Raw genomic sequence first — 23,850 nt, 5'->3', positions numbered from 1 at the left:
TATACAGGTCGGAATAATGCAATTTAAAGAAAAAGGGGGGAAACAATACTTTGGAACCTGTTCATGTAAAAAGCACCAACGTTAGTAATCGTACTAGAGCATTCTGTAATCTTGTACAAGAAAGCTTTATAAAGCTTCAAAAAAGACCTGTTTATCGCTGTGCAATCTATATTTTGGGCTTGCCTCTCACACTCTTCGCCTTGTTCCTGTATTTGTTCAAGAAACAGAATGATCCTTCAAAAAAATCTATGGAAGAAATAGAAGAACAATTACGTAAAGAAGGGGATTGGGAAAGCTTACATAAAAAATTTCGCTTACAACTAGAAAAGAAGGTACAATTTTTCAATCAAGCACATACACCCTCTGAACTAAATAAAGAAGCAAGAAAATGGGCGAATGAGCAATTTCAAACGGACATAATGGAAAGAAGCAAGGAAAAAATGCTTGCGTTAGGAAACAAGAAGGTATCCTTTTCAGAAACCTTCCTAGCTTTCATCACAAACAAAAAGATAATTTCCCTTTTGTTTTTACCTGGTTTACTGATGTATGTATTTTTGCTGATCTGTATTAATCCCTATCTAAAGTTCATCCTAGAGCGATTAATAATGAGCATTTTTGTCATTTTTGGCGTAACACTTCTTGTCTTTACTATTTTATATTTTTCACCATTTGATCCGGCAGTTAATATCCTTGGGGAAACAGCAACGAAAGATCAGATTGCCAACTTTAATCATATCTATGGTCTTGATCAGTCTTATTTTCATCAATTGATACAAGCCTTTAAAGGAATTTTCACCTTTGATTTAGGCAATTCCTACACAGGAAATGAGGAAGTCGCAAACAGTATTGCAAGAAAGTTTCCAATCACATTTACACTTGCTTTTATTTCGCTTATTATGGCAATCCTTATTGCGATTCCTATAGGCATTATTTCAGCAACTAAACCTAACTCTATTTTTGATTATAGTTTTATGTTTATTGCTTTAATCGGTTTATCTATTCCAAATTTTTGGCAAGGGTTAATCTTTATTCTTAATTTTTCGATTAAATTAAAATGGTTTCCAGCTACATACGTACCTGATAATTGGATTTCCATTATCATGCCTGCAGTCGTTCTTGGAACTGGTCTTACTGCTTCTATTGCCAGGATGATGCGTTCTTCTACCCTTGAGATTATTAATGAAGATTATATTATCACCGCAAAGGCAAAGGGATTAAGCAAGTCAACTGTAATATGGAGGCACGCTGTCACTAATGCCATGATTCCCGTCATTACCGTCATCGGTCTATTGTTTGGCGGAATGCTTGGTGGAGCAGCTGTGACAGAAAAAGTTTTTAATATTAGCGGAATAGGAAGCTTTATTGTTGATAAGCAATTCATACCTGATATTCCGAGTATTTTGGGCGGATTGGTTTATATTGCCATAACGATTTCCCTAGTAAATTTATTAATTGACGTATTGTATGCATTCTTTGACCCACGTATACGTACGAAAATGAAACAATATTAAAGCAGGTGTTACGATGTCTAATACTACGGTAGATACACCACATTACCGAAGAAAACAAGCACAGAAAGTACCTTTAGAATATTCACAAGCAGTTTTTTCCTTAATCGTTTCTCTTATTCTGACCATCATTTTCTTAATGAATGGCTTTGATTATTCATCAGCTGTGATTAAACCATTTTTCTTAAGTGCATTTGCTGCCTATCTATTCGTATCAATCATACAGGTATTGATTACATGGAAGATTAAACAAAACCTGAAGCAGTTTGGCTCTATTCAAAAATCAACAAGAAAATGGGGATATTTTCAGTTATTAAGTGTACTGGTTGGGAATGTATTTACTGCTTCATCCGGACTATTACTAATTAAAGAAAACAAATCAATTGACTATATATTTGCTGTTTACATGCTACTAACACAGTTTTTTGTGATTGCTGTTTCTGCTTTAAATTTGTTTAAACCATATGTTGCAGATACGTTTTTACTAGGCATGTATATTCTCATTGCGATTTCTTTTTTTTATCTTTACGTCTTTTATTTTCTATTCAAAAAAGACAGAAGTACTTTAAACGCTACAAAAGTTATCGTACTTTCTTTAATCTTGTTCCTTACTGCACTATCAGGGAACTTATTTGCCCTTCTTTTAGGAATAAATTTCTTGCGTGATTTAAGAAAAGAAAAACAATCTGGGAAAGCTGGATGGAATACAACGTGGAGGAAAATAACCAATAATGCTTCTGCCATGCTTGGCCTATTCTTTATTATTTTTCTGTTTGCTTTATCTATATGCAGTTATCTGACATTCGATAAAGATATGGCAATGGAGAATAATTACGGTGCCATCCTTCAGACACCCAGTCTTGCCTATCCTTTAGGTACAGATGATTTTGGTAGAGACCTTTTTTCTAGAATTATTTTTGGAGCAAGAATTTCATTAACTGTAGGGTTTCTATCTACTATTATTCCATTATTTGTCGGTGGGTTCTTAGGTGCCTTAGCTGGTTATTATGGTAATCGAGCAGATAACGTAATCATGAGACTATTGGATGTATTGTACGCTATTCCTGGTATTTTACTTGCAATTGTCATTATTGCCGCATTCGGTTCGAACACTATTACCCTCATTATCGCTTTAAGTGTTGGATCTATCCCAACATATGCACGCACGATGAGAGCAAATATTCTCATGATTACGAATCTCGAATATATTGAATCCGCAAGAGCATTGGGAGCAAATAATTTTACCATCCTGTTTAGGCACGCAGTTCCAAACTCGCTTGCACCGATGATTGTTAAGTCAACCCTTACTATTGGCAGTGCTGTGATAGCTACAAGCAGTTTAAGCTATCTTGGATTAGGGGTTGAACCGCATATTCCAGAATGGGGGAATATTCTAAAAATCGGGAGTGCCTATCTTGAATCCCATTCCTATCTTGCCATTTATCCTGGATTATGCATCATAGCCTTAGTCCTTTCCTTCAATTTTTTGGGAGACGGTCTTCGAGATGCATTGGATCCTAAGTTAGATTAATAAAAAAATATATTTAGGGGGAATTTTGCATGAAAAAGAGTTTATTAGCCTTCTTGCTTGTCTTTGTTTTAGTCGCGGCAGGATGTGTCAATACGAAATCAAGTGTTGAGGAAGACAAAGGGAATGATGGGAAAACAAGTGCAAAACCTACCATTGAAATCTTGGGCAGTAGCACAAGTGAGTCTGACATCAATATTTTAAGAGATCAATTAATAAAAAATGGATTTGATGTTAAATTAAATCTTCAACCAGACTATGCGAGCTTCAAAGCGCAACAAGATGCTGGAAATTATGATGTTGCGGTATCTAGCTGGACGACTGTAACAGGTAACCCAGATTATGCAGTACGCTCCCTCTTTAAAACAGGCGGAGATTATAGTATTTTAGCAGATGAAGACATTGATACTTTAATTGATAAGGCAAGTACGCAATCACCGGATGAATATAAAGAAACATATAAGGAATTAGAACAAAAACTAGTATTTGATAAAGCTTATATCGCTCCTTTATACATTTCTTATAAAGCCCAAGGAGTAAATAAAGAAGTCTTGGATCCAGCAACTGTTCGACTTGCAAAATCTAGAGCAATCGCTTGGGAAACAATTGACTTTAAAGATACTTCCAAACGAAATACGGATCCATTAATTGTTCAACAGGCTATTTCTACACTGACATCTCTTGATCCGATTAAAGGAAATGATGGATCTATTAATACATTAAACACAAATATGTATGTCCGTTTAATTAATTTAACAGATGACGACCAAGTCACTGCGGAAGGATCTCTATCTCATAATTACAGTATCGCTGATGGAAATTCTGAATATTACTTCTTACTAAGAGATGATATTAACTTTGCACAAATCAAAGACAAGAAAGCTGTTGACACTGGAGAAAGAGTTGGTGCAGACGATGTTATCTTCTCGCTTGACCGCGCCAAAGACAAAAATTCTGTTCCGGATCACCGTACATACAGCCTTCATGAACATATTAAAACAACGGAGCTTGTGACAGATTTAGCAGAATTAAATGCGAAAGAAGCTGGAAGCGGCACAACCATAAAAGCAGCACTAGAAAAAAATCTTGACAAGGAAATTACAGAATTAGTCTCTGATAAAAAAGATGCAAATAATAAGGAAGGCAAATATCAAGTAGTTAAAGTCACTACTACTGAGCCATTCCCCCAAGTTTTAAATTATTTAGCCCATCAATCGGCAGGTATCGTTTCGAAGAAACAAGTAGAAAGTATTAATACGTATGATGTAGCTTCCTTTGATATTAATAAAGACATTCCTTATGGGGATCAAAATACAGTAACTGAAGGCGACAAATATAATAATACATTATTTGCTAGCGGTCCCTATATTCTTTCTTATAAAAATGATTACGAAGCAGTATTCTTAAAGAATCCAGCATACCAAAAAGGTACCGAATTTGAGCCGAAAATTTCTACTGTTCAAGTACGCTTTATAGCAGATGCTGATAGCGCCCTTTCTTCTTTACGAAATGGGGAAATTCACCTTTTCAATGGAGTACCTGAAACGAAATATAATCTAGTGGAAGAAGATAGCAAGCTTACCCTGCAACGCCAAGAAAGTAACGGTGTAACCTACTTATTATTCAATACGAAAAATAGAGAAGTAGCGAATAGTGATGATTTAAGAAAAGCAGTATTGTATTCTATTAATCAAGACGATTTTATTAACTATTATCAAGGCAATAAAATTAAAGCAGTTTCAACCGTAAGTCCATTAGTAGAGACTGGCAATGAGTTAAACGCCGATGCTGATAAAGTAAAAGAGTATTTAAAAAAGTACAACGAAGGTAAATAACTATTCCTCTCTCTATCCTATCTTTTAGTTAGGATGGAGAGAGTTTCCCACCAAAAACCAAATTCTCATCCATTTTTTCTATAGATATTCTTCTAATTAACTTTAGATGGTGTTCTCTCCTATTTATGAGTAAAAATGCTCCCCCTAACCTTTTTTGCAAAGGTATTGTGAATCAAGAAGCTTAGCATATTATCCATCACCATTTTTTGATTAAAGAATTACTTCCTTTATTTTTTCAAAAGTATTACTAATAATCTCTCTTGAGAATTCTTAAATTCGTTAATAATAATGAAATAATCAAAATAAGAATAGCCAATGCCCACCAGAAGGCATTAATGGGCGCATCATGCTCCACAATAATTAATCTTACTATAGCTGTAATACCAATATAAATGAGATAGCGTAATGGAAAATGAAAATGCGAATCAAAATACTTGATTATTAAAGCTATAAATTCGAAGTATAAGAAGAAAGTAAGCAGTTCCTCAGTAAATAAATAATAATCTCTTTCATCCTCTGTTACAAAAGCGACATAGGAAAAGATAAACCATGTTTCTTTTATAAGAAGAAAACTCAATGTTATCCCTATAAGAAACAAACAGCTATTCAATAATGCTTGTAAAAATATAGGCAGTTGCGTAAAAAACTTGATTAGATTAGCTCTAACACTTTGCATCCATCTAGCTCCTTTTATTAGGTATGTTATCTATTTAATATGAGCCATATTTTTATTATTAACCATTAAAAAGGAGGCTTTTTAATACTTCTCATTTACATCATCTTATTCCAAATCTATGCTCCTAAACAGGCTATCGCTAATATAAATCCCCTTTCTTAATGACGTATTTTGCTGTAAATCTTTCCTCTCACCATACCTCTGTCTTCGGACCTTTCGTTAAAACTTTATTTTTTGACATTAACAATAGCAATTTTGGGATAACTGTTTCTCACTCTTCTTTGCTATGTTAAATCCCATTCGACAGGTTTACAATTGTATAGTATAATTTTCCTTTATTGGTATGAAAACAATAACACTTAATCTATAACGTAAAGGACTTACTTTCGCCTTACATATAAAGATATAGTCTGAATTCTGCGTTATCATAAATAATAGGAGGAGATTTCCATAGAAGACTTGATTTTACAAATGATAGAGGCCTTTAAAGGACTTTCGTATTTTGGTATTATGCTTGCATTAACTTTTGAATTTGTTCCAGCAGAACTGGTACTACCTTTAGCTGGCTATTGGGTATATGAAGGAGATATGAATTTATATGGGGCTATTTTTGCAGGTTCGATCGGCGGTGTATTGGGACCACTCACTTTATATGCATTAGGCCGTTATGGCGGAAGAGCAGCAATTATGAAGTTCAAGAAATTTTTTCTCTTAAAGGATGAGCATATTACTAAATCGGATCAATTTTTTGAAAAATATGGTGGAAGTATCGCCTTTTTAGGACGATTTATTCCGTTAGTCCGGACGGGTATTTCGATTCCTTGTGGGATGGCCAAAATGAATATATGGAAATTTATCATATATACTTATTTAGCCATGCTTCCCATTACAGCGATGTATGTCTATTTGGGCTATAAATTAGGACCTCAATGGAAAAAAGCGGGCGAAGTATTTGGTCAATATACGAACTATTTATTAATCCCTATCGCAATAATTATTATTATTTGGCTGTTTGTAAAAAGGAAAAAGATGAAGGTGAAGGTACAATAGTTGTAAAAGGGACTAGCCCCAGCATGTATATAAAACATACTGGAGCTAGTTTCTTTTTTTTCTGAAATAATAGATTAAGTGAATAGTAGCAATACCTCTCTATGTTCCCCTCGCTATCGAGATTACTGCTAAAATCAGAAATGGAAAATTTACCTGTCATTGGATTTTTATTTTTACCTATCCTATTAAATGGAGGTGGTAAAGATGAAAAAGGAAATTCCAGTTGAGTTTACGGGAAAGGTTCTCGACCAACGAAATGATCTTACTGGTCCAGATGATTCAGGAAAAGCTTCCTATCCAAAAAGGCCAAAGCATGTATCCATCCAAGAATCGAAAAGAAAATAATTCAAAATCTGCCCTCTAGTACCATCAGGGGGCTTTTCTATTGCCCTCTCCTCCCCTATATTTCTAACTGTCCAGCGATTTAGCCTATTCTTTCCAATATTCTCCGTTTTTGATAAAGCATATTAGCAACTTCTCCTACCTCTTTTATGGCCGCTTTATTCGTATAGGCACCAAAAATCATTCCGGCTACTGGTATCATTTGAAAAAGTTTTTTCCATCCGAAATTATCTCGATAAGAAGCAAACACCTCTCTCCACCCTTGCAGCTGTGCGAAACCTTCCTCCTTAGAGGCATTGGTCAATTCATTTAAAATGACCCTTTTTCCAACTATATCAGAAGACGTAAATTGCATACATTTAATCATAAATATTCGCTCTTCCTTATCTGAAGGGTCGTAACCATATGCTACTGCTACTTCTTGGATGGTTTTTAACGTAATTCCAAAGATAAGGGGGATATCAATAGCTAGTGTAAAAATACCGCCAAAACCAGTTGTAGCCCCTTGAATTTGGGCATTTTTCGCACGATTTTTGATAAAGGCTTCTGCTGTCTGTTCCATGGAATCAATCGGAAAATGTTTTATATCTTCCAATTTCACATCTTCCTTTAACGATAATTCTTTTTTAACTTTATGCAATGTTTTCTCATTATCCACTAGATACTGTCCGCCATTATCAATATATACGGCAATTTCATCTAATAATATATGTATTTTCTCTTGGATGTATGTTGGAGTCAATTTATCCAACAGCACAAATGGGAGTCTTCCGATTTTTTCCCAAAAGAACAAACCTTTTTGGTTTTTCTCCCATTTTTCAATATTCTTTAATTTTTTTCTAAGCAGCTTTTGATTTTCCATTTCTTTATTTTTGTTTAACTGTTCCATTTTTTTCTCCCAATTTTCGAATTATCTTTAAATGCATAATGAATTGCAATGACGAGATATGATTCCACTCGATTTTTAAGATAATCATTTATTCGAGTTTTCATATAAAAAAGATTCATTAAAAAGGGCGTTATTCTACTCGCTGCTCATGCACTCTTCTATCTTACTAGGGAGTCTATTGCTCACTGTATGAATCAATAACGCTAGCGCATATAGAGATTTGGCATAGATATAAAATAGTATACCAACGATTCCATTCATTATAGTTAACATATCCCCAAAAGAAAGTTAATGTTGTATTAGCAACGAAAAAACACCCAGAATATAAAATAAATCATAAATTTATTTTTTTCTATTGGCATAAAATTCACATACACAATGTCAATAGAGGCATGCAGTGTTATTTGTATGATTAAATCATACAATATTACTTTATAGCAAGACGATCGTCCAATTCGAATTAAATCCTTTTCCTCTCCTTTGGTATTCCCTATTCCGTAATCACTTCAATATCCTCATGCGTAGGTTTTTCCGTTGTATAAGTAATCCAATAGGTATATTCTCTTGAAAAATCATCAGTAAAATGCTCTAGATAGGTTACTGCTTTGGCCGATTCACCCAGCACCTTTACCTCTTTAACAGTTGTATTTCCTGTTGGCATCGTAAGAGTAACAGATGGTCCATCCTCGCGTTCAAATATCATAGAGCTATCAACAGATACTGTACGATCCTCTGGTCCCGCTGCCCATTTTACTTTCCCTTCCTTATTCTTCAAAATGACTAAATCAGGATGATGCGTATTGCCGCTTTCATGTTTGTTTTTAAAAATAACATAAATGAAATCATCTTTGAGATCATAATCAATAACTTCTTTATCCCTTAAATGATGTTCTGCCATCACAGTAGTGATTTGTTCTTCAAGAGAACCAATATTAGCAGATTTCACATCAGTCTCTTTCCCTTCATTCGAACAACCGACCAAAATAACCAATATAAAAAAAGTTGCAAGGATTTTTTTCATAATTAAACAGCTCCAGACCTTTTATTCGGGTTTGTATAAGAAAAAAGCTGCTCAATCACAACTCTTCCCTTATTATTTTTTATTAGTATCTGTGTAATTATCCATTAATTCAAGACAGGATCTAAACATTTAATTATCGCTTTTTTTAAATTCATCTTTCAGATTTTCTATAAATTCTTCGTTTAAATTATATCCTGAAATAATCATCCGTCTCCATTATGCCTTCTTTTTCCTTTATCCCTAATAGATGCTCTATTAAAATATAATCATTACCTTCCCATCGATTTAGGGATATCGATAATGCCTGGTATTGCAGCTCTCCCCCGTTCTTGTTCTTTAGAATTTCCATCTATGCTTTCGCCCATTTCACTTGGAGTATTTTTCTGCCAACTCTATATCTCTATTAGTTAAATTTCTTAACGTATAGCTGCTCTCTTCTCACATCCCCTTTTTAAAATTCGATTATTACAAGAAAATTAAATATAATTGATAGGCATTATTATTGACGCTAGAAAAGCAAAATAACTTCTCCCCACTTTTCATGACAAGAAAAGCATCCCAGAAAGGATGCATTATTCGTAATCTTATGCTTTATATAAAATAACGGCTGTATAAATGCCCTCTTCTGTTATTGGTTCATTGTTCACAGCGAACTTAATATCGATTACTTCATGATTTCCCAATTCCTTTAACGCTTTATTTAAATGGTTCTCGAAATTTTTATCGTTCTCCGAAATAACTTTTGTCTGAATCATAAGATAGTACCTTCCTATTCCTAATTATTTCTTATATCCCTAGATAAATTACTATCCTCATCAATAATAAACGCAACAATCTTTCCGCTTTCCGAAAAATTCACTTGCCCCTTAACCTCATATTTTTCTATTGGAGAGTCATCGTCCTTTTTATAATCAATAATAGCCGTGTAATCATAGATATTTTGCTGTTTTTCCTTTTGGGCTACTTGAACGTCCTTTATCTTCATTTCACTCTTTTCTGGACTAGCTGCTATATAGCTTAATGCGTAGGTTCCTGTATACTTATCATACATTTCTTCGGTAAAAGATTCCTGATACTTCTTCTTTAAGTAAGAATCCAGGTCACTTGATGAGCTTGTATTTTCGTCATTCCCGATCATCGTGTAATTATTTGGATCTTCTAAAATGTCCCGAAGTTCTTTATTAGGCACTGTAAATGTTTCATTCAATACAGTTTCAAGTGTACTAATGTTTTTGTCTTTTGATTCCGCTTCAGCCGAACAGCCCGCTAATGCTGCCACCATGACTATTAATAAAATAGAAGCACATTTACTAAAAAATTTATTCATTTTCTTCCTCCTCTCTCTAAAGGAATACGTTTGAATAATCAAAAAGTTTCAAATAAAATAAAAGATCTATACAAAAAACAGACTTTGTTGGTTTTTCAAATAGACCTAGCCATTCAATTATAGTTAAAACCACGTCTACTTCTCTCCCTATATCCACATTAAGAGAACCATAATAGAAGATTCATACTTACATAATAACCCTATTAGGAATTGGAAAAGCTGAAATATTGGGCATAAAAATACCCTGCTTATTGAGCAGGGCGAAGGTGAGGGAAGTAACAGAACAGCCCGCCACTCACTATAACGAACCATTTTTTATCTGTATATTCATCGTTATTTGTTAAAACGAACTTTTACCACCAAAGAGGGAAGAATGGACCAAATCTTCTTATTCCAAAGAATGGGAATCCAATTAATCCAAACCTTCTAAATGGGAATATTAACCGACTATCCTCGCTTGTATGATGACCACTTACCAATAAGTATACATTTTCATCATCGTAACTATGCAGAATACCTTGGTGAACTTCTCCATCTTTTATTTCTATTTGAATAAATTCAAATAAGTGCTTGTGACATTTAGGATGAAACTTGTGTTTATAATGATCATGATCCTTTTTATGGTGATGATGATGGTGATGGCTGGATAAATGATGACTTGAAGATTCCATTAAATCTCTATTATTTTCCATGGCATTAGCCTCCTCTTATAGATTCACTGTAGTGTATGCTCAAGTGAAAATAAGGTTCAACTTTTAGTTTGACCATTTAATAGATATTTAGAACCATATTACATAGCATCCGTTTTTTTATCTTTTGTAAAGAAAAATACAAATATTGTTATCGCTAAGGCAATTAAGAACTTACTGCCCATGGAATCATTTTTTATCGTTGGTAAATCTGTTAAGGCCATTTTTCTTCCCCCTATTTCATCCTTTTTAAAGCTTTTATAAATTCGTCATCTAAGAAATAATTATCGGAAACAATTGCATTAAACTCTTTCTGATTTTTCTTTAGAAATTTCGTAACTGGAACCACCTTTTCTCTTCCGAATAAAGGACCACTTATACTTAAGGAAAACCGAGCATCAGAAGCCACAAAAAGACCTACAAGATTAATCTCGTCTTTTAAGATTAAGACAGCTATTATAATGTCGATTATATCCAATGTAAAATTACCAAGCGGATTATCATTAATACTTTCCAACCTATTAGCTCCCGTTAACGGCCCGCCAACAGTTACCCCAAAATAGCCGGGGCCAAAATAAACCCTAGTTAAAGTTATTTGTCCTGTTAACAATAAAAAAGCTATAACAATATCAATCTCTCGTTGAATTTCCCTTATTGCATTTTCTTCCATAAAATCACATCCATTAGGAGGATTCCCCTATACATATATATGTATCAAACAAAAAAATGGGAATAGGAGATACTATTCTAATTTGAATTTGAAATCTCACCCTGAATCAAATTTCAGCTCCATTTATATTACAGAGGATCATTTCTCGATAATATAAAAAGGGGGACGAATTTACGTTTAACTAAAAATACCCTACTCCGAAGAATAGGGCTTATAACAAAGATTATATTTAGCTGACTTTTATATCTTTTATTAGTCTATAGTGAAAAGGTAAGAAAAAATAATAAATGATTATATATACAGGTATGCTATAAAGTAAACTCCATCCATTGTATCCCATAAATCCTGATATATGGCATGTCCACTCAATGAATAAAGACAATAACACAAATAATAGAGTTCGTTTCATACGATTATCTCTGTGCAATTTATTTAAAAACCATATCGCTAATGATGAGGGAATGAGTGCGTATGTTAGCAGCTCCCCAATACCAGTAGATTCTGCTCTCCCAAAATCTACCCAATCTAAATATATTCCAAATATACTATTTGCAATCCAAGTAATAGCACCAATTACGCCATAAGTACAATAAATTTGCAGCCCATTCATTTTTTCCTTTGGCATAAATAATACCACCATTAATAATATCACGGTCCAAATAATAGGAACCCATATCCCTTTAGCATGAATGTCGAGGTTTTCAATAATTTTATTCAAAACAATCACCACTTTTTTTGAATAGTTTAACTTACATTTATTTATTTTATACACATAGAAACTAAAAAATCCCCTGCTCTAATGAGCAGAGGACAGTATACAATCTATTTTTTGCTGTCGGTGTGTTTTAAATCGCTTTACTCTGAAAACAGGATTTGTAAGCAAACATTTTATAAAAATAATTACTATAACAGATCTGTGTCTCCTAATATGCAAGACATATCAGTTGAATATTTAACAAAAGTACTTTTAAATCTAGCTCATACTGGTAAAAATAGTCAAAATGTGGTCAAATCCATCATAACCAATCTATAAATCCTTATAAACAAAGGGTTTCTTCTACTAAATAATTACATCACACGCTTAAACATTTTCTCCATCTCATAAGTAGAATAATGCACAATAATCGGTCTACCATGTGGACAGGTAAATGGATCGGATGTTGTCCGAAGTTCGTCCAATAAACTTTGAATCTCGTCGTTTCGTAAATGGCGATTTGCTTTAATGGATCCCTTGCAGCTCATCATAATGGCAGCTTCTTCTCGTAAAAGCTTTATATCTACTTTTCTCATGGAGAGTACTTGTTCAATCATTTCCTCGATTGTTTCTTTTTCTTCTCCTTTTGGAAACCATTGTGGATGGGAGCGGACTAGATAGCTTTGCTGGCCAAATGGTTCAAGAAATACGCCTACCTTTTCGAGCTCGGCTTTATTTTCTTCTATTTTCATCCATTCATCTAAGGAATAATCTAATGTTAATGGGATAAGCATTTCTTGTAATTCCTTATGGACTTCGCCAACTTTTTCCCGAAAAAATTCGTATTTAATTCGTTCTTGGGCTGCATGCTGATCGATAATATAAAGTCCTCTTTCATTTTGTGCAAAAATATAGGTTCCATGCATTTGCCCAATTGGATAAAGGGGCGGAACTCTCGGCCCCTCTTCCACGTCAGCTATTTCTTCCTCTTCCCATGCTTCCTCTATCTCTTCTTCTGTTGCAGGCGCGGTAGTACTATTCCCTTCCTGTCCAAAGAAAAAGGCTGTGGCATCTGTTATAGTTGATTCTTCATCACTTTCTCCAGATTGCCGACTGCTTGGTGTGTCTTCAAGAGGTTCGCTCCAACTCGGCTTTTCTACTTGCTCTGTTGTTGGATTGGCAAAAACAGAATCCATTTTTGGAACTGATACTGGCATTGCCGATTCGCGAATCGTATCAAAGCTGAAGGCCGCTTGCTCTTCTTTTGGAGCAGGCTTTTTCTCGCGGATAAGTCCTGCTGGAATAAGCTCTTTTTTCTTAAATGCTGCTTTAATCGTATTGCTGACAAGTTCGTATAGCTCTTGTTCTTTACTAAAGCGCACTTCCATTTTTGATGGATGAACATTTACATCAACAAGAATTGGATCCATTTCTACATTTAAAAGAACAATGGGATATCTGCCAATAGGCAATAACGTATGATAGCCTTCCTGAATACTGCGTACAAGAGAATAGTTTTTAATAAAGCGGCCATTAATCATGGTGGAAATATAGTTCCGTGACGCACGCGTAATTTCTGGCAGAGCCATATAGCCACTTAGTTTAAAATCAAGGGTACTTGCTGAAATTGGTATCATTTTTTTTGCTATATTTAGGCCATAAATGCCCGCAAGCACTTGTCTTACATCCCCATTGCCATTTGTATGAAGGAGCTTGCGCTCGTTATGCACTAGGCGAAAGCTAATATCAGGGTGAGCAAGGGCTAGGCGGTTGACGATATCGGTAATATTACCAAGCTCCGTATGAATCGATTTCATATATTTCAATCTTGCTGGCGTATTAAAGAACAAATCGCTGACGATTATCTCTGTTCCCCTTCTTCCCGGCGCGCCTTCCTGTTTCACTAAATGTCCGCCGTTAAGCTCTACTGTTGTCCCTTTTTCTCCAGTAGAAGTGGTTAAAGTGACATGAGAGACAGAGGCAATACTTGGCAGTGCCTCACCTCTAAATCCAAGGGTGCGGATTCGGAATAAGTCATTTTCATCTTTTATTTTACTTGTCGCATGTCTGGAAAAAGCAGTTAAAACATCCTCTTCGTCAATTCCTTGTCCATTATCAAGGATACGAATGCTTTGTAAACCAGCTTCCTCGATAAAAATTTCAATTGAAGTACTTTTTGCGTCGATACTATTTTCTACTAACTCTTTTACAACAGAGGCTGGCCGCTCAACAACTTCACCTGCAGCAATTTTATTCGAAAGTGCATCATCCAGTTGAATAATCTTTGCCATTGTTTCTCCTCTTTTCTTTCTTACTTTTTTCGATCAGGGATAGGGCAGTGTATCAGCTGAAATAGTTGAATTTGCAGCTTTCATCGTTCCTATGAACACCACTTTTTCTAACGCAATTTCATTTCTATGCGTTCATACCACTGGCTTTACACTCAATCACCCTAACCCACTTTATCTATCATTACGGACTTTTTTATGAAGTTCGTACAATGTATTTAATGCCTGCATTGGCGTCATTTCTAATATATCTAAGTCTTTCAGTTTATTAACAATTTGCTTTTCTTTCGTAGAAATCACTTTTTGCGGTTTTTTCTCTTCTGTTTCAAAGAATGATAATTGTGCCTCTTCTTCAGCTATTTCAGCTTTCATAACCGGTTTTTCGATTACTGCCACGGCTGCTTCTCCAGCAAATTGATCCTTTTGCTCAAGGCTTGTTAATAGTTCTTGTGCTCGTTCAATCAATGCTTCTGGCAATTCAGCAAGCTGTGCAACGTGAATTCCGTAACTCTTGTCAGCTGCTCCCTCTTTTATTTTATGAAGGAAAACAACTTTTCCGTTTTGCTCCATTGCGCTGACGTGAACATTGCTTAATGATGGAAGCTCTTCTGCAAGCACAGTCAGCTCATGATAGTGGGTAGAGAATAAAGTCTTCGCACCAACTTCATGATGAATGTACTCAATGATGGCTTGTGCCAATGCCATTCCATCATATGTGCTTGTGCCTCGACCAATTTCATCGAATAGAATTAAACTATTATTAGTGGCATGCAGGAGTGCGTTTCTTGCTTCCAGCATCTCTACCATAAACGTACTTTGCCCGGAAATAAGATCATCGGCCGCTCCTATTCTCGTAAATACTTGGTCAAATAACGGCAGCACTGCTTCATCTGCTGGCACAAAGCAGCCGATTTGCGCCAAAATGCTTGTTAAGGCAATCTGGCGCATATACGTACTCTTACCAGACATATTTGGCCCAGTAATTAACAGCAATTCTCTGTCTTTATGCATGGTGCAGTCATTTGCTACATAGCTTTGTGCATTCATTACCTTTTCTACTACAGGATGACGGCCGTTTTTAATAGAAAGCGTACGATCACTTGAAAACACAGGCTTCACATAGCGGCGATCCTCACTTACTGTGGCGAAACATTGAAGCACATCTAGTGTGCTTACAGTTTTTGCAAGATTTTGTAAGCGTGGAATATATTCTTTAATGGTTTCCCGGATGGTTGTAAAAATCTCATATTCTAATTCCACCATTTTTTCTTCGGCTTGCAGGATTAAACTTTCTTTTTCTTTTAATTCTGGCGTTATATAACGTTCCGCATTAGCAAGGGTTTGTTTACGTTCATACTGTCCTTCTTGTAATAGATGGACGTTTGCTCTTGTTACTTCTATATAGTAGCCAAATACACGATTATAGCCGATTTTCAGCGATTTAATGCCTGTTTTTTCCCGTTCTTCTCTTTCTAGCTGGGCAATCCATGTTTTGCCGTTTCGGCTTGCATCACGGTAACTGTCTAATTCAGGATGGTAGCCGTCTAAAATAATATTTCCTTCTTTAATGGATAACGGCGGGTTTTCAACAATTGCTCGCTCCAGTAAATCAGTAATATCTTCACAAGGATCTAGGTCTTCAGCCAATCTCATTGCTTCCTTTGAACCAAACGATGCAACAATTTGCTGAATGATTGGTACTTGTTGTAACGATTTTTTTAGCTGGACAAGATCCCTTGCATTAACATTTCCAAAAGCCACTCGTCCTGCTAAACGTTCTAAATCATATACTTCCTTTAATTTTTCCCGCAAATCTTGGCGTTCAAAGTAATGTCCAATCATTGTCTCGACTAGATTTTGACGATATTCAATCTCTTCCTTATTTAATAGTGGACGATCGATCCACTGTTTTAAAAGTCTTCCCCCCATCGCGGTTTTCGTTTCATCTAATAACCAAAGAAGAGATCCTTTTTTTCCTTTTGAGCGAATTGTTTCCGTTAATTCTAAATTCCGCTTAGAAAAATAATCAATCTTCATAAATTGATCAATAACATAAGTAGAAACCGGCTGTAAGTGATCCAAGCTTCTCTTTTGTGTGCGATATAGATAATTAAACAAGCGGACAACGGTGCTTCTTAACTGTTGTTCTTGAATACCTTGCAATAATGGTACATGCACATCTTTTTCATCCAGATCATTTTCAATCGAAAGGGTCAATGTACCTCTTTCCTGTAATCGCTTCTGATACTCTTTTGAGAAATCGTCAGAAATTACGACTTCCTTTGCACCTGATAAGGATAATTCATTTAATAGAGAGTCGATTCCCTTAAGAAGAGTTGCTTTGCTTTCCCCTGTCGATAAATCGCTATAAGCAAAGCCAAATTGCTCATCTGCAAACAAAGAGATAGTGGCAATGTAGTTATTTTCTTTATCGGAAAGATTTTTCCCTTCCATCATCGTTCCAGGGGTAATCAGCTGAACGACCTCTCTTTTCACAACTCCCTTTGCCTGTTTCGGGTCTTCTGTTTGTTCACAAATTGCCACTTTATAGCCGCGTTCGACTAGCTGTTCAATATAATTTGCAGCAGAATGATGTGGGACACCGCACATGGGAATTCGCTCTGCTCCCCCTCCTTCTCTGCTTGTTAAAGTGATTTCAAGCTCCTGTGATGCTTTGATGGCATCATCAAAGAACATTTCATAAAAGTCTCCTAAACGAAAAAATAAAAAGGCATCCTGATAATCTGCCTTCACTTGTAAGTATTGTTGTATCATGGGCGTATATGTTGTCATAACTTCCTCCAAAATCCTGTCCAAATCTATTATTCTCCCATTATAACATAAAGAAATAGAATATTTCAGTGGGGGGTGTTGGGAAAAGAACATGAATATCTCTGAAAAATAATTGCTTTTTTTGTGTGAAGTTAAAGGTGCTAACTAGTTCATTCCATTTTGCTCCATTCTAGTATTATTTTTAAAAATAATACTAGTAATTCGCGAACAAATCTTTTATAATTTAGCTTGAAATAAAAGTTAATTTTAGGAAAAGGAGCAATTATCTTGAAACGTATTCTATCTATTCTTTTAACGATTGTTCTTATGCTAAGTTTTATGCCACATTCAAGTGCAGAAGCAAAAACAAAAGTTAAAAAGTACAAAAATTGTACAGCCCTTAACAAGGATTATAAGGGTGGCGTTGCTAAATCAAAAAGCACCAAAAATAAAGGTGGAAAAACAAAATACAAACCTTATGTATCTAAAGCCTTATATGACGCAAACAAAAAAATGGACCGTGATAAAGACGGAATTGCTTGTGAAAGATAATCTTCCTGCCTTTTTCTTACGCAAATAGGAAAAAGGCTTTTCTATTATTGATTATGAGGAATCATTAATAGAAAAAAAGACTAGGAAAAGCTCCTAGCCTTTACTCTTCTTCCCCGCCTACAAGGAAGTCTGGATTTAATTCCTCAAATTCTTCATCTTCTACTTCATCTTTAAACCATTCATCGTCATCTTCTTTGCCACATTCGTCTGTGCAAACCTCTACACAGATTTTTGTTTCTCCGATAACTTCAACGATAAATTCTTTTTCTACATGGACAATTATTTTATTGCCATTTGGCGAAATCACTGCTTCAATGCAGTTTGGTTGTTGCAAGACGCGTGCAATTACATCGTGGTCTTCTAAGCAGTCAGGATCACGATATTTTAATTTAATGACATCTGTATATTTTACACGCTCTGTTACTACTTCCGTTTGTGTATTGTCATTATAAGAATACCAAACGTTAATATCAAAGTATCCACTAATTTCTACTGTTTTACCAACCTTTTCTGCTTCATACGTATGGTTGATAATCCAGCAGCCCAAGATACTTGATGGGCTGTTGTCTGGGCAGATGGTATGATTGGATTTTGTAAATTTACGTCCTTTCGCTACGACTGCCTTTGTAATAATCTCTCTATATTCTCCCATGTTCGAGCGAAACCTCCTCATTCATTTTCATTTCATCCTATGCGGGATAGGAGTCTAGTGTGCGATAATTTTTAAAGACGATAAGTAATGCTTAAATCTACTTCATTGTATGTAAAACTTGGGTAAGTGTGCCGATATTAGCGTTTTTTCTAGACATCTATCCTACTTTTTATCGATTCTAAAAAAAAACTTTCCAATATTTCTTTTTTTTATGAAAGAACCTTACCATTCAGCTCTTTTTTAAGCTTTTAAAAAAAATATGCGTTTGTATTAATACATTCGCGGATACAGCTTGTTCTAATCTCTATATACTGTAGTATACGGTAAGGGGGTGAGGAAGTTGGCAGGGTTATTTAATAAAAACGATCAGTTTGATTTTAAATTCAATGTTAATGGTAAAGAGATTACTGGTGAGGACGGAGCTAAATACGCACAAGAATTAATTACTAAATTATCTTCAGAAATGGGTGGATTAGTCCAAAAGTTAACCAAAGGTGTTTCTGAGAATATAGCTGGAACTACAATGGATGCGATGAAGGAGAAAGTTGCAAGTGCGGTTGATTTAGATTCAATTAAAGAAAAAGTAAAACCACATCTTAATCCCGAAACGCTAAAAAGTATAGTAAGTGAAGACACCCTAAGCAAGCTGCAAGAGAAATTACCTGTCATTGATGCTTCAAATGATGATGGGAACCTTAAATTAAATGTTAACGGCAAGCCTATTTTTTCACTAGATCTTTCAGATTTCATCAAAAAATAAGTAAAGAATCTTTTCTTGAAAGGAGGTGAAGTCAAATGTTGTCTAAATGCACATCTGATTGTCACGAAGGTAAGGGTACTGGCCTTGCTGGTACTGATGTTACTGCTAAAGGTAAAGGCATTGGAAACAAAGGAGCAGAACTTCGCGGATTCACTAATGCTACTCAAGGAAACGGTAACCTAGCTAACCAATTTTCTGCTGCTGGTGCTGCTGGTGGTGCTGCTGTAGGTGTTAACTTATTAAACTTCTTTGTTGGTGGTATTTTAGTTAATGCTAACGTTGCTGGTGCTGCTACTGCTGTATCTTACAACGAAAATAGCCCTGAAATGGTGAATGAAGGTTAATCACCTTTAAGATAATCACTCCTATAAGAGATAAGCATATAATAAAGGGCAACATCTTCTTGATGATTGCCCTTTTCTTTTTACATACCTAATAAAAGGAGGCTAAAGAATGGCTAAAGAAAAAAATATTGGGTTAACTGCCGAGAAATTAAAGGAGCTTGGAGTACCAGAGGAGCTTATCGATAAAATTCTAGAAACAGGGGGGCCTTCTGTTAACACACATGCGGAAGGAGGAAATGGCGGAAGTGCCGTCAGTCTAACTTATGTAGACAATTACTCTGTCTTATTTCTTGTGTATACATTTCTATTGCAAACAGTTAATAACGGAAATGCAAAAGACAAAGAAACGAAGCAGCTTAATAAAGCATTGCTTTCGACCTTGCAAACAGCTATGAAGGAACAACAGGAATATCGGAAAGCATTCTTACGGGCGATCAATATTTTAAATAATCAAAACAAGTAAAAACCAAGCAAAAATATGCTTGGTTTTCATTTATATGTTTACATTGTATTTACCAAAACTGCCAGCGGTACTCTTGAGGATGTTTTTACCCTCTTTCCGCTTGTTTCGGAGAATCTCAGTGTTTTATTGTTCTTTCGTCTTCTCATTAGAAGAAAGAATTTCTGTTTCTACTGTTTCCGCGATCGTTTTTGTTACCATTTGCAGCATATCATTGACAATTTCTTGTGATTCTTTAAATTCACTGACGATTGGCAGTTCATCAATTTCTTTTTGTAAGGCATCAATTTTTGCTTCAGTATCTTTTAAAGCAGCAATTTTGCCATAGTGCTGAAGATTAACTGCTTGTTTTTGCAGCTTTTTAATCTGGGCAATTCGATCATTTACTTTTTGGTTTTGATTGATTTGTTTTTCGGCACCTTGGTAAAATTCCACTTCTTCTGTCTCACGAATCATTTTGGCAAGCTGCTCTGTTCGTTCAATAATTTCTTCTCGTGTGAATTTCGCCATTAGTTTGCCTCAACAGCTTCCGCTTCTAATACCTCAATCATTTCTCCGTTTAATGACCATGTTTTTGCATCGGTAATTTTCACAGAAACAAGTTTGCCAATTGCCGATTTTGGTCCAACAAAGTTTACTAGCTTGTTTTTACGTGTATAACCAGCAAGCACATCTGGGTTATTCTTGCTTTCTCCTTCTACAAGAACCTCTACCGTTTGGCCTTGATAATTCTTCATGGAATTAGCAGAATACTCATTAACTAAAGCATTTAGGCGCTGTAGGCGTTCCTTTTTAACTTCCATCGGAACATTATCTTTCATTCGTGCTGCAGGTGTTCCTTCACGTGGAGAATAGATGAATGTATAAGCCGCTTCAAAACCAACCTCTTTATAAAGAGATAATGTTTCTTCAAATTGCTCATCTGTTTCATTTGGATAACCAACAATAATATCTGTTGTAAGAGTTAAATTAGGAATAGCCGCTTTCATTTTGCGAACTAATTCTAAATACTGCTCTCTTGTATATTTACGTGCCATAATTTTTAACACATCAGATGAACCAGACTGAACTGGTAAGTGAATATGTTCCACTAGGTTACCGCCTTTAGCAAGCACCTCAATTAAATGATCATCGAAATCACGTGGGTGACTTGTTGTAAAACGAACACGCGGAATATCAATTTTGCGCATTTCTTCCATTAAATCTCCGAAACGGAAATCGATATCTGTGAAATCTTTTCCATAGGCGTTTACGTTTTGACCAAGCAAAGTAATTTCTTTATACCCTTGTGCAGCTAAATGACGCACTTCTTGAATAATATCCTCTGGACGGCGGCTTCGCTCTTTTCCGCGAGTATATGGAACAATACAATAGGTACAAAATTTGTCGCAGCCATACATAATGTTTACCCATGCTTTAATTTTTCCATTACGTACTTTAGGAAGGTTCTCGATTACATCCCCTTCTTTAGACCAAACTTCTACGACCATTTCTTTTGACATATATGCTTCATGAAGAATATTTGGTAAACGGTGAATATTATGTGTACCAAATATCATATCTACTTGTGTGTATGTTTTTAAGATTTTGTTTACGACAGATTCTTCTTGTGACATACATCCACAAACACCTATTAAAAGGTCCGGCTTTTCCGTTTTTAAATGTTTTAAATGCCCTAATTCACCAAATACTTTATTTTCGGCATTTTCACGAATCGCACAAGTATTAAGAAGAATAACATTGGCGTCATTGACTGAATCTGTTGCTTCATAGCCTAAAGCTAAGAAAATCCCTGCCATTACTTCTGTGTCATGTTCATTCATTTGACAGCCATATGTACGAATGTAGAATTTACGTCCTTCACCCATTCCGCGGAATTGTTCGGAAATAGAGAAATCCTTTTCATAACGAACTTCTTCTTTTCCTCGTCTTTTTGCATCTTTTAAGGAAGGCGCTTTATATACTGTTTCGAAATATTTGCTATAATCCTTTTCGGATTTTTTGTCCGAAGAATTATTGCTTCCGATTTGTTGTCCTTCTAAACGTTGGTTTTCGTTCATTTCATCTACTCCTCTCTTATCGATGATTTTTATTTCATCCATAAGTTTGTTAAAATACATGTTTAGGCTTCTTATTGATTGGTGTTTCCTTCTCTCCACCCATCAGAGTGAATTGATTAAAGCTGCTTAGACAAGAAAAACATCCATCCATATAATAGCTGCTGTTTCATATGTACTATTCTTTATAGACATATTTTCATTATTCTAGTATAAGCCTTTCATCTTTTGAAAACAATAGCAACGTTTTAAAGATATCATTCTACTATTTTCTTATTGTTTAACTAGAAAGAGACTTTCACCCTCCTCCTCAAAAAGAAGCTGATGATTTCCTTTATTTCGGAAACCTTTTTGCCATATTCGTATATAAGAATTTTTCTACTTGCGTACTTGTATAATATCGTGTTAGCTCATTTATTAGATTAGGATAATCAGCAGTAGAGGCTAGACCTTTTACCGTTTGGTCGATTCCATCGAAATCGGAACCAAAACCGACATGATCCTCTCCTCCAAGCGAACAAATATAATCAAGATGGCGCAGAATATCTGTAATAGTGGCTGAATTTGTTCCACTTAAAAACTGTGGTACAAAAGTAATTCCGATTACACTGTCTGCTTCTACCATTGCTTTAATTTGATCGTCACGTAAATTACGAGGATGTGGACAAAGATTATATGTATTCGAATGTGATGCATATGGATGATCAGCATGCTCCATAATATCCCAGAAAGCATTTTCCGATAAATGGGAAACATCTACCCAAATCGATTGTTTATTCAAAAGCTTCACTGTTTCTCTCCCGAATAAAGATAAACCTGCACCTCTGGGTTCTAGTGCTCCATCCGCAACAGCATTCGCATAGTTCCAAGTAAGCCCTACTGCTGAAACACCTAATCGAAGCAATGTTTTTAATTTTAGCAGATCTCCTCCAATTGCATCACAGCCTTCCAATGTTAGGAGTGCACCAATTTCTCCATCTTTTAATTCATTTATATCTTTTTGTGAGCGTATAAATTTTAAATCTGAATTCGGCTGTAAGATTTTTTCATAAAAGATATTTGTCATCGATAAAGCTGCTTCAAACCGCATATCAGGATGGACAGATTCTGGAACATAAATAGCAAAGCATTGAATTTTTGCTCCCCCTTTTTGTAAATCTCTCTTCGTCACATGAAGTTTGTTACTATTCTGAAAATTTATTGTTTTATCCATAAACATTTTAAATAATACGTCACAATGTCCATCAAAGTAATTCAAACCATTCACTCCCATACAAAGATGTTCTTTTTATGTAAATCTTGATGGCTATTCCTATCCCTCAAGATATCAATTGACTATAGTTATAAAAAAAGGATGCCTCACTCATTTGGTTTACTCTCCACAGTTTCAAGTAATAGCTTAGGAAAAAGTTTATTCTTCAACTTAATCCTTACTGCGGGGCCTAAACCGTATTGAGGAGACATCCCCCTTCCTTTTTGAAGGTTGCTCTATTCAGGTCCAAAAAGATCAGAGAACACAAACAAGCATACCAATCAGAGAAGGGTTACAGCGAAACTATGATCAGAGAAGATTTTTTCTTCTCCAACTCATCATAGTTAATCATTCAGTACTAAATAGACAGCTGACTTCAAACCTGCTTCTGCGAATATCAAGAAGTTCTGCAAGTTCTGCCGCTTTCCTCTTACTGTCCATTAAGATCAGAATAAATGGAAAAGCATGTAATTACATGCTTTTC

The 23,850-nt window shown here is 35.3% G+C and carries 25 protein-coding genes; 9 read left to right on the top strand and 16 right to left on the bottom strand.

The genetic code is table 11. The features are described from left to right. Positions 1 to 50 precede the first annotated feature (50 nt). The 3 genes from NSQ89_RS07380 to NSQ89_RS07370 are packed head-to-tail and all read left to right on the top strand — an operon-like array spanning position 51 to position 4,871. Positions 51 to 1,511, top strand: coding sequence for an ABC transporter permease (locus tag NSQ89_RS07380; RefSeq protein ID WP_445668958.1), 1,461 nt, complete (start codon positions 51 to 53; stop codon positions 1,509 to 1,511). A gap of 13 nt (positions 1,512 to 1,524) precedes the next feature. After that, a complete protein-coding gene (locus tag NSQ89_RS07375; RefSeq protein ID WP_341132410.1) occupies positions 1,525 to 3,039 on the top strand; it encodes an ABC transporter permease in 1,515 nt (504 codons plus the stop codon). A 29-nt stretch (positions 3,040 to 3,068) separates the two neighbouring features. Beyond that, positions 3,069 to 4,871: an ABC transporter substrate-binding protein gene (locus NSQ89_RS07370; RefSeq protein WP_341132409.1), complete on the top strand. Its 1,803-nt coding sequence runs from the start codon at positions 3,069 to 3,071 to the stop codon at positions 4,869 to 4,871. Positions 4,872 to 5,118: 247 nt separating this feature from the next. Here NSQ89_RS07370 and psiE read toward each other — a convergent pair whose 3' ends face one another. Further along, entirely contained in the window at positions 5,119 to 5,547 is a 429-nt protein-coding gene (gene psiE / locus NSQ89_RS07365) for a phosphate-starvation-inducible protein PsiE (RefSeq protein WP_047940088.1), read from the bottom strand. 450 nt (positions 5,548 to 5,997) lie between these two features. On the opposite strand from psiE, the gene NSQ89_RS07360 reads away from it, so the two are divergent. Both NSQ89_RS07360 and NSQ89_RS07355 read left to right on the top strand, forming a co-directional pair. Further along, a complete protein-coding gene (locus NSQ89_RS07360) occupies positions 5,998 to 6,597 on the top strand; it encodes a DedA family protein (protein WP_341133148.1) in 600 nt (199 codons plus the stop codon). Between the two features lie 204 nt (positions 6,598 to 6,801). Then, the gene (locus tag NSQ89_RS07355) at positions 6,802 to 6,942 is read left to right on the top strand and encodes a hypothetical protein (protein WP_163186547.1); all 141 of its coding nucleotides are present in this window, start codon (positions 6,802 to 6,804) and stop codon (positions 6,940 to 6,942) included. A 79-nt stretch (positions 6,943 to 7,021) separates the two neighbouring features. On the opposite strand, the gene NSQ89_RS07350 is transcribed toward NSQ89_RS07355, so the two are convergent. From NSQ89_RS07350 to mutS, 11 genes are all read right to left on the bottom strand, one after another. Next, the gene (locus tag NSQ89_RS07350; RefSeq protein WP_341133147.1) at positions 7,022 to 7,801 is read right to left on the bottom strand and encodes an EcsC family protein; all 780 of its coding nucleotides are present in this window, start codon (positions 7,799 to 7,801) and stop codon (positions 7,022 to 7,024) included. Between the two features lie 517 nt (positions 7,802 to 8,318). Further along, positions 8,319 to 8,849 (bottom strand): hypothetical protein, encoded by a 531-nt coding sequence (locus NSQ89_RS07345; protein ID WP_061796625.1) that lies wholly within the window; start codon positions 8,847 to 8,849, stop codon positions 8,319 to 8,321. A gap of 187 nt (positions 8,850 to 9,036) precedes the next feature. Continuing rightward, complete coding sequence (locus tag NSQ89_RS07340; protein WP_341132408.1) at positions 9,037 to 9,198, bottom strand: hypothetical protein; 162 nt, start codon at positions 9,196 to 9,198, stop codon at positions 9,037 to 9,039. Positions 9,199 to 9,433: 235 nt separating this feature from the next. Continuing rightward, positions 9,434 to 9,604, bottom strand: coding sequence for a sporulation protein Cse60 (locus NSQ89_RS07335; protein ID WP_082138201.1), 171 nt, complete (start codon positions 9,602 to 9,604; stop codon positions 9,434 to 9,436). Positions 9,605 to 9,624: 20 nt separating this feature from the next. Further along, entirely contained in the window at positions 9,625 to 10,176 is a 552-nt protein-coding gene (locus tag NSQ89_RS07330; protein ID WP_061796627.1) for a hypothetical protein, read from the bottom strand. Positions 10,177 to 10,529: 353 nt separating this feature from the next. Continuing rightward, positions 10,530 to 10,868 carry a hypothetical protein gene (locus NSQ89_RS07325; protein WP_341132407.1) on the bottom strand — a complete coding sequence of 113 codons (339 nt, stop codon included), beginning with the start codon at positions 10,866 to 10,868 and terminating at the stop codon, positions 10,530 to 10,532. A gap of 98 nt (positions 10,869 to 10,966) precedes the next feature. Continuing rightward, the gene (locus tag NSQ89_RS07320) at positions 10,967 to 11,089 is read right to left on the bottom strand and encodes a hypothetical protein (RefSeq protein WP_268874790.1); all 123 of its coding nucleotides are present in this window, start codon (positions 11,087 to 11,089) and stop codon (positions 10,967 to 10,969) included. A gap of 11 nt (positions 11,090 to 11,100) precedes the next feature. Continuing rightward, complete coding sequence (locus NSQ89_RS07315) at positions 11,101 to 11,535, bottom strand: hypothetical protein (RefSeq protein WP_047940083.1); 435 nt, start codon at positions 11,533 to 11,535, stop codon at positions 11,101 to 11,103. Between the two features lie 229 nt (positions 11,536 to 11,764). Further along, on the bottom strand, positions 11,765 to 12,253 hold the full coding sequence (locus NSQ89_RS07310) for a hypothetical protein (protein ID WP_341132406.1): 489 nt from the start codon (positions 12,251 to 12,253) through the stop codon (positions 11,765 to 11,767). A 350-nt stretch (positions 12,254 to 12,603) separates the two neighbouring features. Further along, positions 12,604 to 14,520, bottom strand: a complete 1,917-nt coding sequence (gene mutL, locus NSQ89_RS07305; protein WP_061796635.1) for a DNA mismatch repair endonuclease MutL — start codon at positions 14,518 to 14,520, stop codon at positions 12,604 to 12,606. Positions 14,521 to 14,691: 171 nt separating this feature from the next. Continuing rightward, on the bottom strand, positions 14,692 to 17,310 hold the full coding sequence (mutS, locus tag NSQ89_RS07300; protein ID WP_095257530.1) for a DNA mismatch repair protein MutS: 2,619 nt from the start codon (positions 17,308 to 17,310) through the stop codon (positions 14,692 to 14,694). A 306-nt stretch (positions 17,311 to 17,616) separates the two neighbouring features. On the opposite strand from mutS, the gene NSQ89_RS07295 reads away from it, so the two are divergent. After that, positions 17,617 to 17,841: an excalibur calcium-binding domain-containing protein gene (locus NSQ89_RS07295; RefSeq protein ID WP_095257593.1), complete on the top strand. Its 225-nt coding sequence runs from the start codon at positions 17,617 to 17,619 to the stop codon at positions 17,839 to 17,841. A gap of 100 nt (positions 17,842 to 17,941) precedes the next feature. On the opposite strand, the gene NSQ89_RS07290 is transcribed toward NSQ89_RS07295, so the two are convergent. Beyond that, positions 17,942 to 18,493, bottom strand: a complete 552-nt coding sequence (locus NSQ89_RS07290) for an outer spore coat protein CotE (RefSeq protein ID WP_047940078.1) — start codon at positions 18,491 to 18,493, stop codon at positions 17,942 to 17,944. Between the two features lie 340 nt (positions 18,494 to 18,833). Here NSQ89_RS07290 and NSQ89_RS07285 point away from each other — a divergent pair, with 340 nt between their 5' ends. The 3 genes from NSQ89_RS07285 (at position 18,834) to NSQ89_RS07275 (ending at position 20,060) form a co-directional block, all read left to right on the top strand. After that, positions 18,834 to 19,253, top strand: a complete 420-nt coding sequence (locus NSQ89_RS07285) for a hypothetical protein (RefSeq protein ID WP_341132405.1) — start codon at positions 18,834 to 18,836, stop codon at positions 19,251 to 19,253. A gap of 35 nt (positions 19,254 to 19,288) precedes the next feature. After that, positions 19,289 to 19,597 (top strand): hypothetical protein, encoded by a 309-nt coding sequence (locus tag NSQ89_RS07280; protein ID WP_047940076.1) that lies wholly within the window; start codon positions 19,289 to 19,291, stop codon positions 19,595 to 19,597. A gap of 109 nt (positions 19,598 to 19,706) precedes the next feature. Further along, positions 19,707 to 20,060: a hypothetical protein gene (locus NSQ89_RS07275; RefSeq protein ID WP_047940075.1), complete on the top strand. Its 354-nt coding sequence runs from the start codon at positions 19,707 to 19,709 to the stop codon at positions 20,058 to 20,060. A gap of 123 nt (positions 20,061 to 20,183) precedes the next feature. Here the strand turns inward: NSQ89_RS07275 and NSQ89_RS07270 are convergent, their stop codons facing one another. The 3 genes from NSQ89_RS07270 to NSQ89_RS07260 all read right to left on the bottom strand — a co-directional run bounded on the left by NSQ89_RS07270 (position 20,184) and on the right by NSQ89_RS07260 (position 23,372). After that, on the bottom strand, positions 20,184 to 20,567 hold the full coding sequence (locus NSQ89_RS07270) for a RicAFT regulatory complex protein RicA family protein (RefSeq protein WP_341132404.1): 384 nt from the start codon (positions 20,565 to 20,567) through the stop codon (positions 20,184 to 20,186). After that, positions 20,567 to 22,117: a tRNA (N6-isopentenyl adenosine(37)-C2)-methylthiotransferase MiaB gene (gene miaB, locus NSQ89_RS07265; protein ID WP_047940278.1), complete on the bottom strand. Its 1,551-nt coding sequence runs from the start codon at positions 22,115 to 22,117 to the stop codon at positions 20,567 to 20,569. The genes NSQ89_RS07270 and miaB overlap by 1 nt, the downstream gene beginning before the upstream one ends. Positions 22,118 to 22,448: 331 nt before the next feature. Continuing rightward, positions 22,449 to 23,372 (bottom strand): dipeptidase, encoded by a 924-nt coding sequence (locus NSQ89_RS07260; RefSeq protein ID WP_095257531.1) that lies wholly within the window; start codon positions 23,370 to 23,372, stop codon positions 22,449 to 22,451. Positions 23,373 to 23,850 lie beyond the last annotated feature (478 nt).

The sequence above is a fragment of the Niallia sp. FSL R7-0648 genome (assembly GCF_038007005.1).
Taxonomy (GTDB): Bacteria; Bacillota; Bacilli; order Bacillales; family Cytobacillaceae; genus Niallia; species Niallia circulans.
Note: the sequence above shows the minus strand (reverse complement) of the source record. Positions and strands in the feature narration are given on the sequence as shown.

Coding starts and splice junctions, on each gene's coding strand:
- psiE (WP_047940088.1), bottom strand. CDS start 5,547: ATGCAAAGTGTTAGAGCTAATCTAATCAAGTTTTTTACGCAACTGCCT.
- NSQ89_RS07345 (WP_061796625.1), bottom strand. CDS start 8,849: ATGAAAAAAATCCTTGCAACTTTTTTTATATTGGTTATTTTGGTCGGT.
- NSQ89_RS07275 (WP_047940075.1), top strand. CDS start 19,707: ATGGCTAAAGAAAAAAATATTGGGTTAACTGCCGAGAAATTAAAGGAG.
- NSQ89_RS07330 (WP_061796627.1), bottom strand. CDS start 10,176: ATGAATAAATTTTTTAGTAAATGTGCTTCTATTTTATTAATAGTCATG.
- mutS (WP_095257530.1), bottom strand. CDS start 17,310: ATGACAACATATACGCCCATGATACAACAATACTTACAAGTGAAGGCA.
- NSQ89_RS07375 (WP_341132410.1), top strand. CDS start 1,525: ATGTCTAATACTACGGTAGATACACCACATTACCGAAGAAAACAAGCA.
- NSQ89_RS07295 (WP_095257593.1), top strand. CDS start 17,617: ATGCTAAGTTTTATGCCACATTCAAGTGCAGAAGCAAAAACAAAAGTT.
- NSQ89_RS07350 (WP_341133147.1), bottom strand. CDS start 7,801: ATGGAAAATCAAAAGCTGCTTAGAAAAAAATTAAAGAATATTGAAAAA.
- miaB (WP_047940278.1), bottom strand. CDS start 22,117: ATGAACGAAAACCAACGTTTAGAAGGACAACAAATCGGAAGCAATAAT.
- NSQ89_RS07370 (WP_341132409.1), top strand. CDS start 3,069: ATGAAAAAGAGTTTATTAGCCTTCTTGCTTGTCTTTGTTTTAGTCGCG.
- NSQ89_RS07325 (WP_341132407.1), bottom strand. CDS start 10,868: ATGGAAAATAATAGAGATTTAATGGAATCTTCAAGTCATCATTTATCC.
- NSQ89_RS07340 (WP_341132408.1), bottom strand. CDS start 9,198: ATGGAAATTCTAAAGAACAAGAACGGGGGAGAGCTGCAATACCAGGCA.
- NSQ89_RS07270 (WP_341132404.1), bottom strand. CDS start 20,567: ATGGCGAAATTCACACGAGAAGAAATTATTGAACGAACAGAGCAGCTT.
- NSQ89_RS07355 (WP_163186547.1), top strand. CDS start 6,802: ATGAAAAAGGAAATTCCAGTTGAGTTTACGGGAAAGGTTCTCGACCAA.
- NSQ89_RS07320 (WP_268874790.1), bottom strand. CDS start 11,089: ATGGCCTTAACAGATTTACCAACGATAAAAAATGATTCCATGGGCAGT.
- NSQ89_RS07280 (WP_047940076.1), top strand. CDS start 19,289: ATGTTGTCTAAATGCACATCTGATTGTCACGAAGGTAAGGGTACTGGC.
- NSQ89_RS07335 (WP_082138201.1), bottom strand. CDS start 9,604: ATGATTCAGACAAAAGTTATTTCGGAGAACGATAAAAATTTCGAGAAC.
- NSQ89_RS07290 (WP_047940078.1), bottom strand. CDS start 18,493: ATGGGAGAATATAGAGAGATTATTACAAAGGCAGTCGTAGCGAAAGGA.
- mutL (WP_061796635.1), bottom strand. CDS start 14,520: ATGGCAAAGATTATTCAACTGGATGATGCACTTTCGAATAAAATTGCT.
- NSQ89_RS07315 (WP_047940083.1), bottom strand. CDS start 11,535: ATGGAAGAAAATGCAATAAGGGAAATTCAACGAGAGATTGATATTGTT.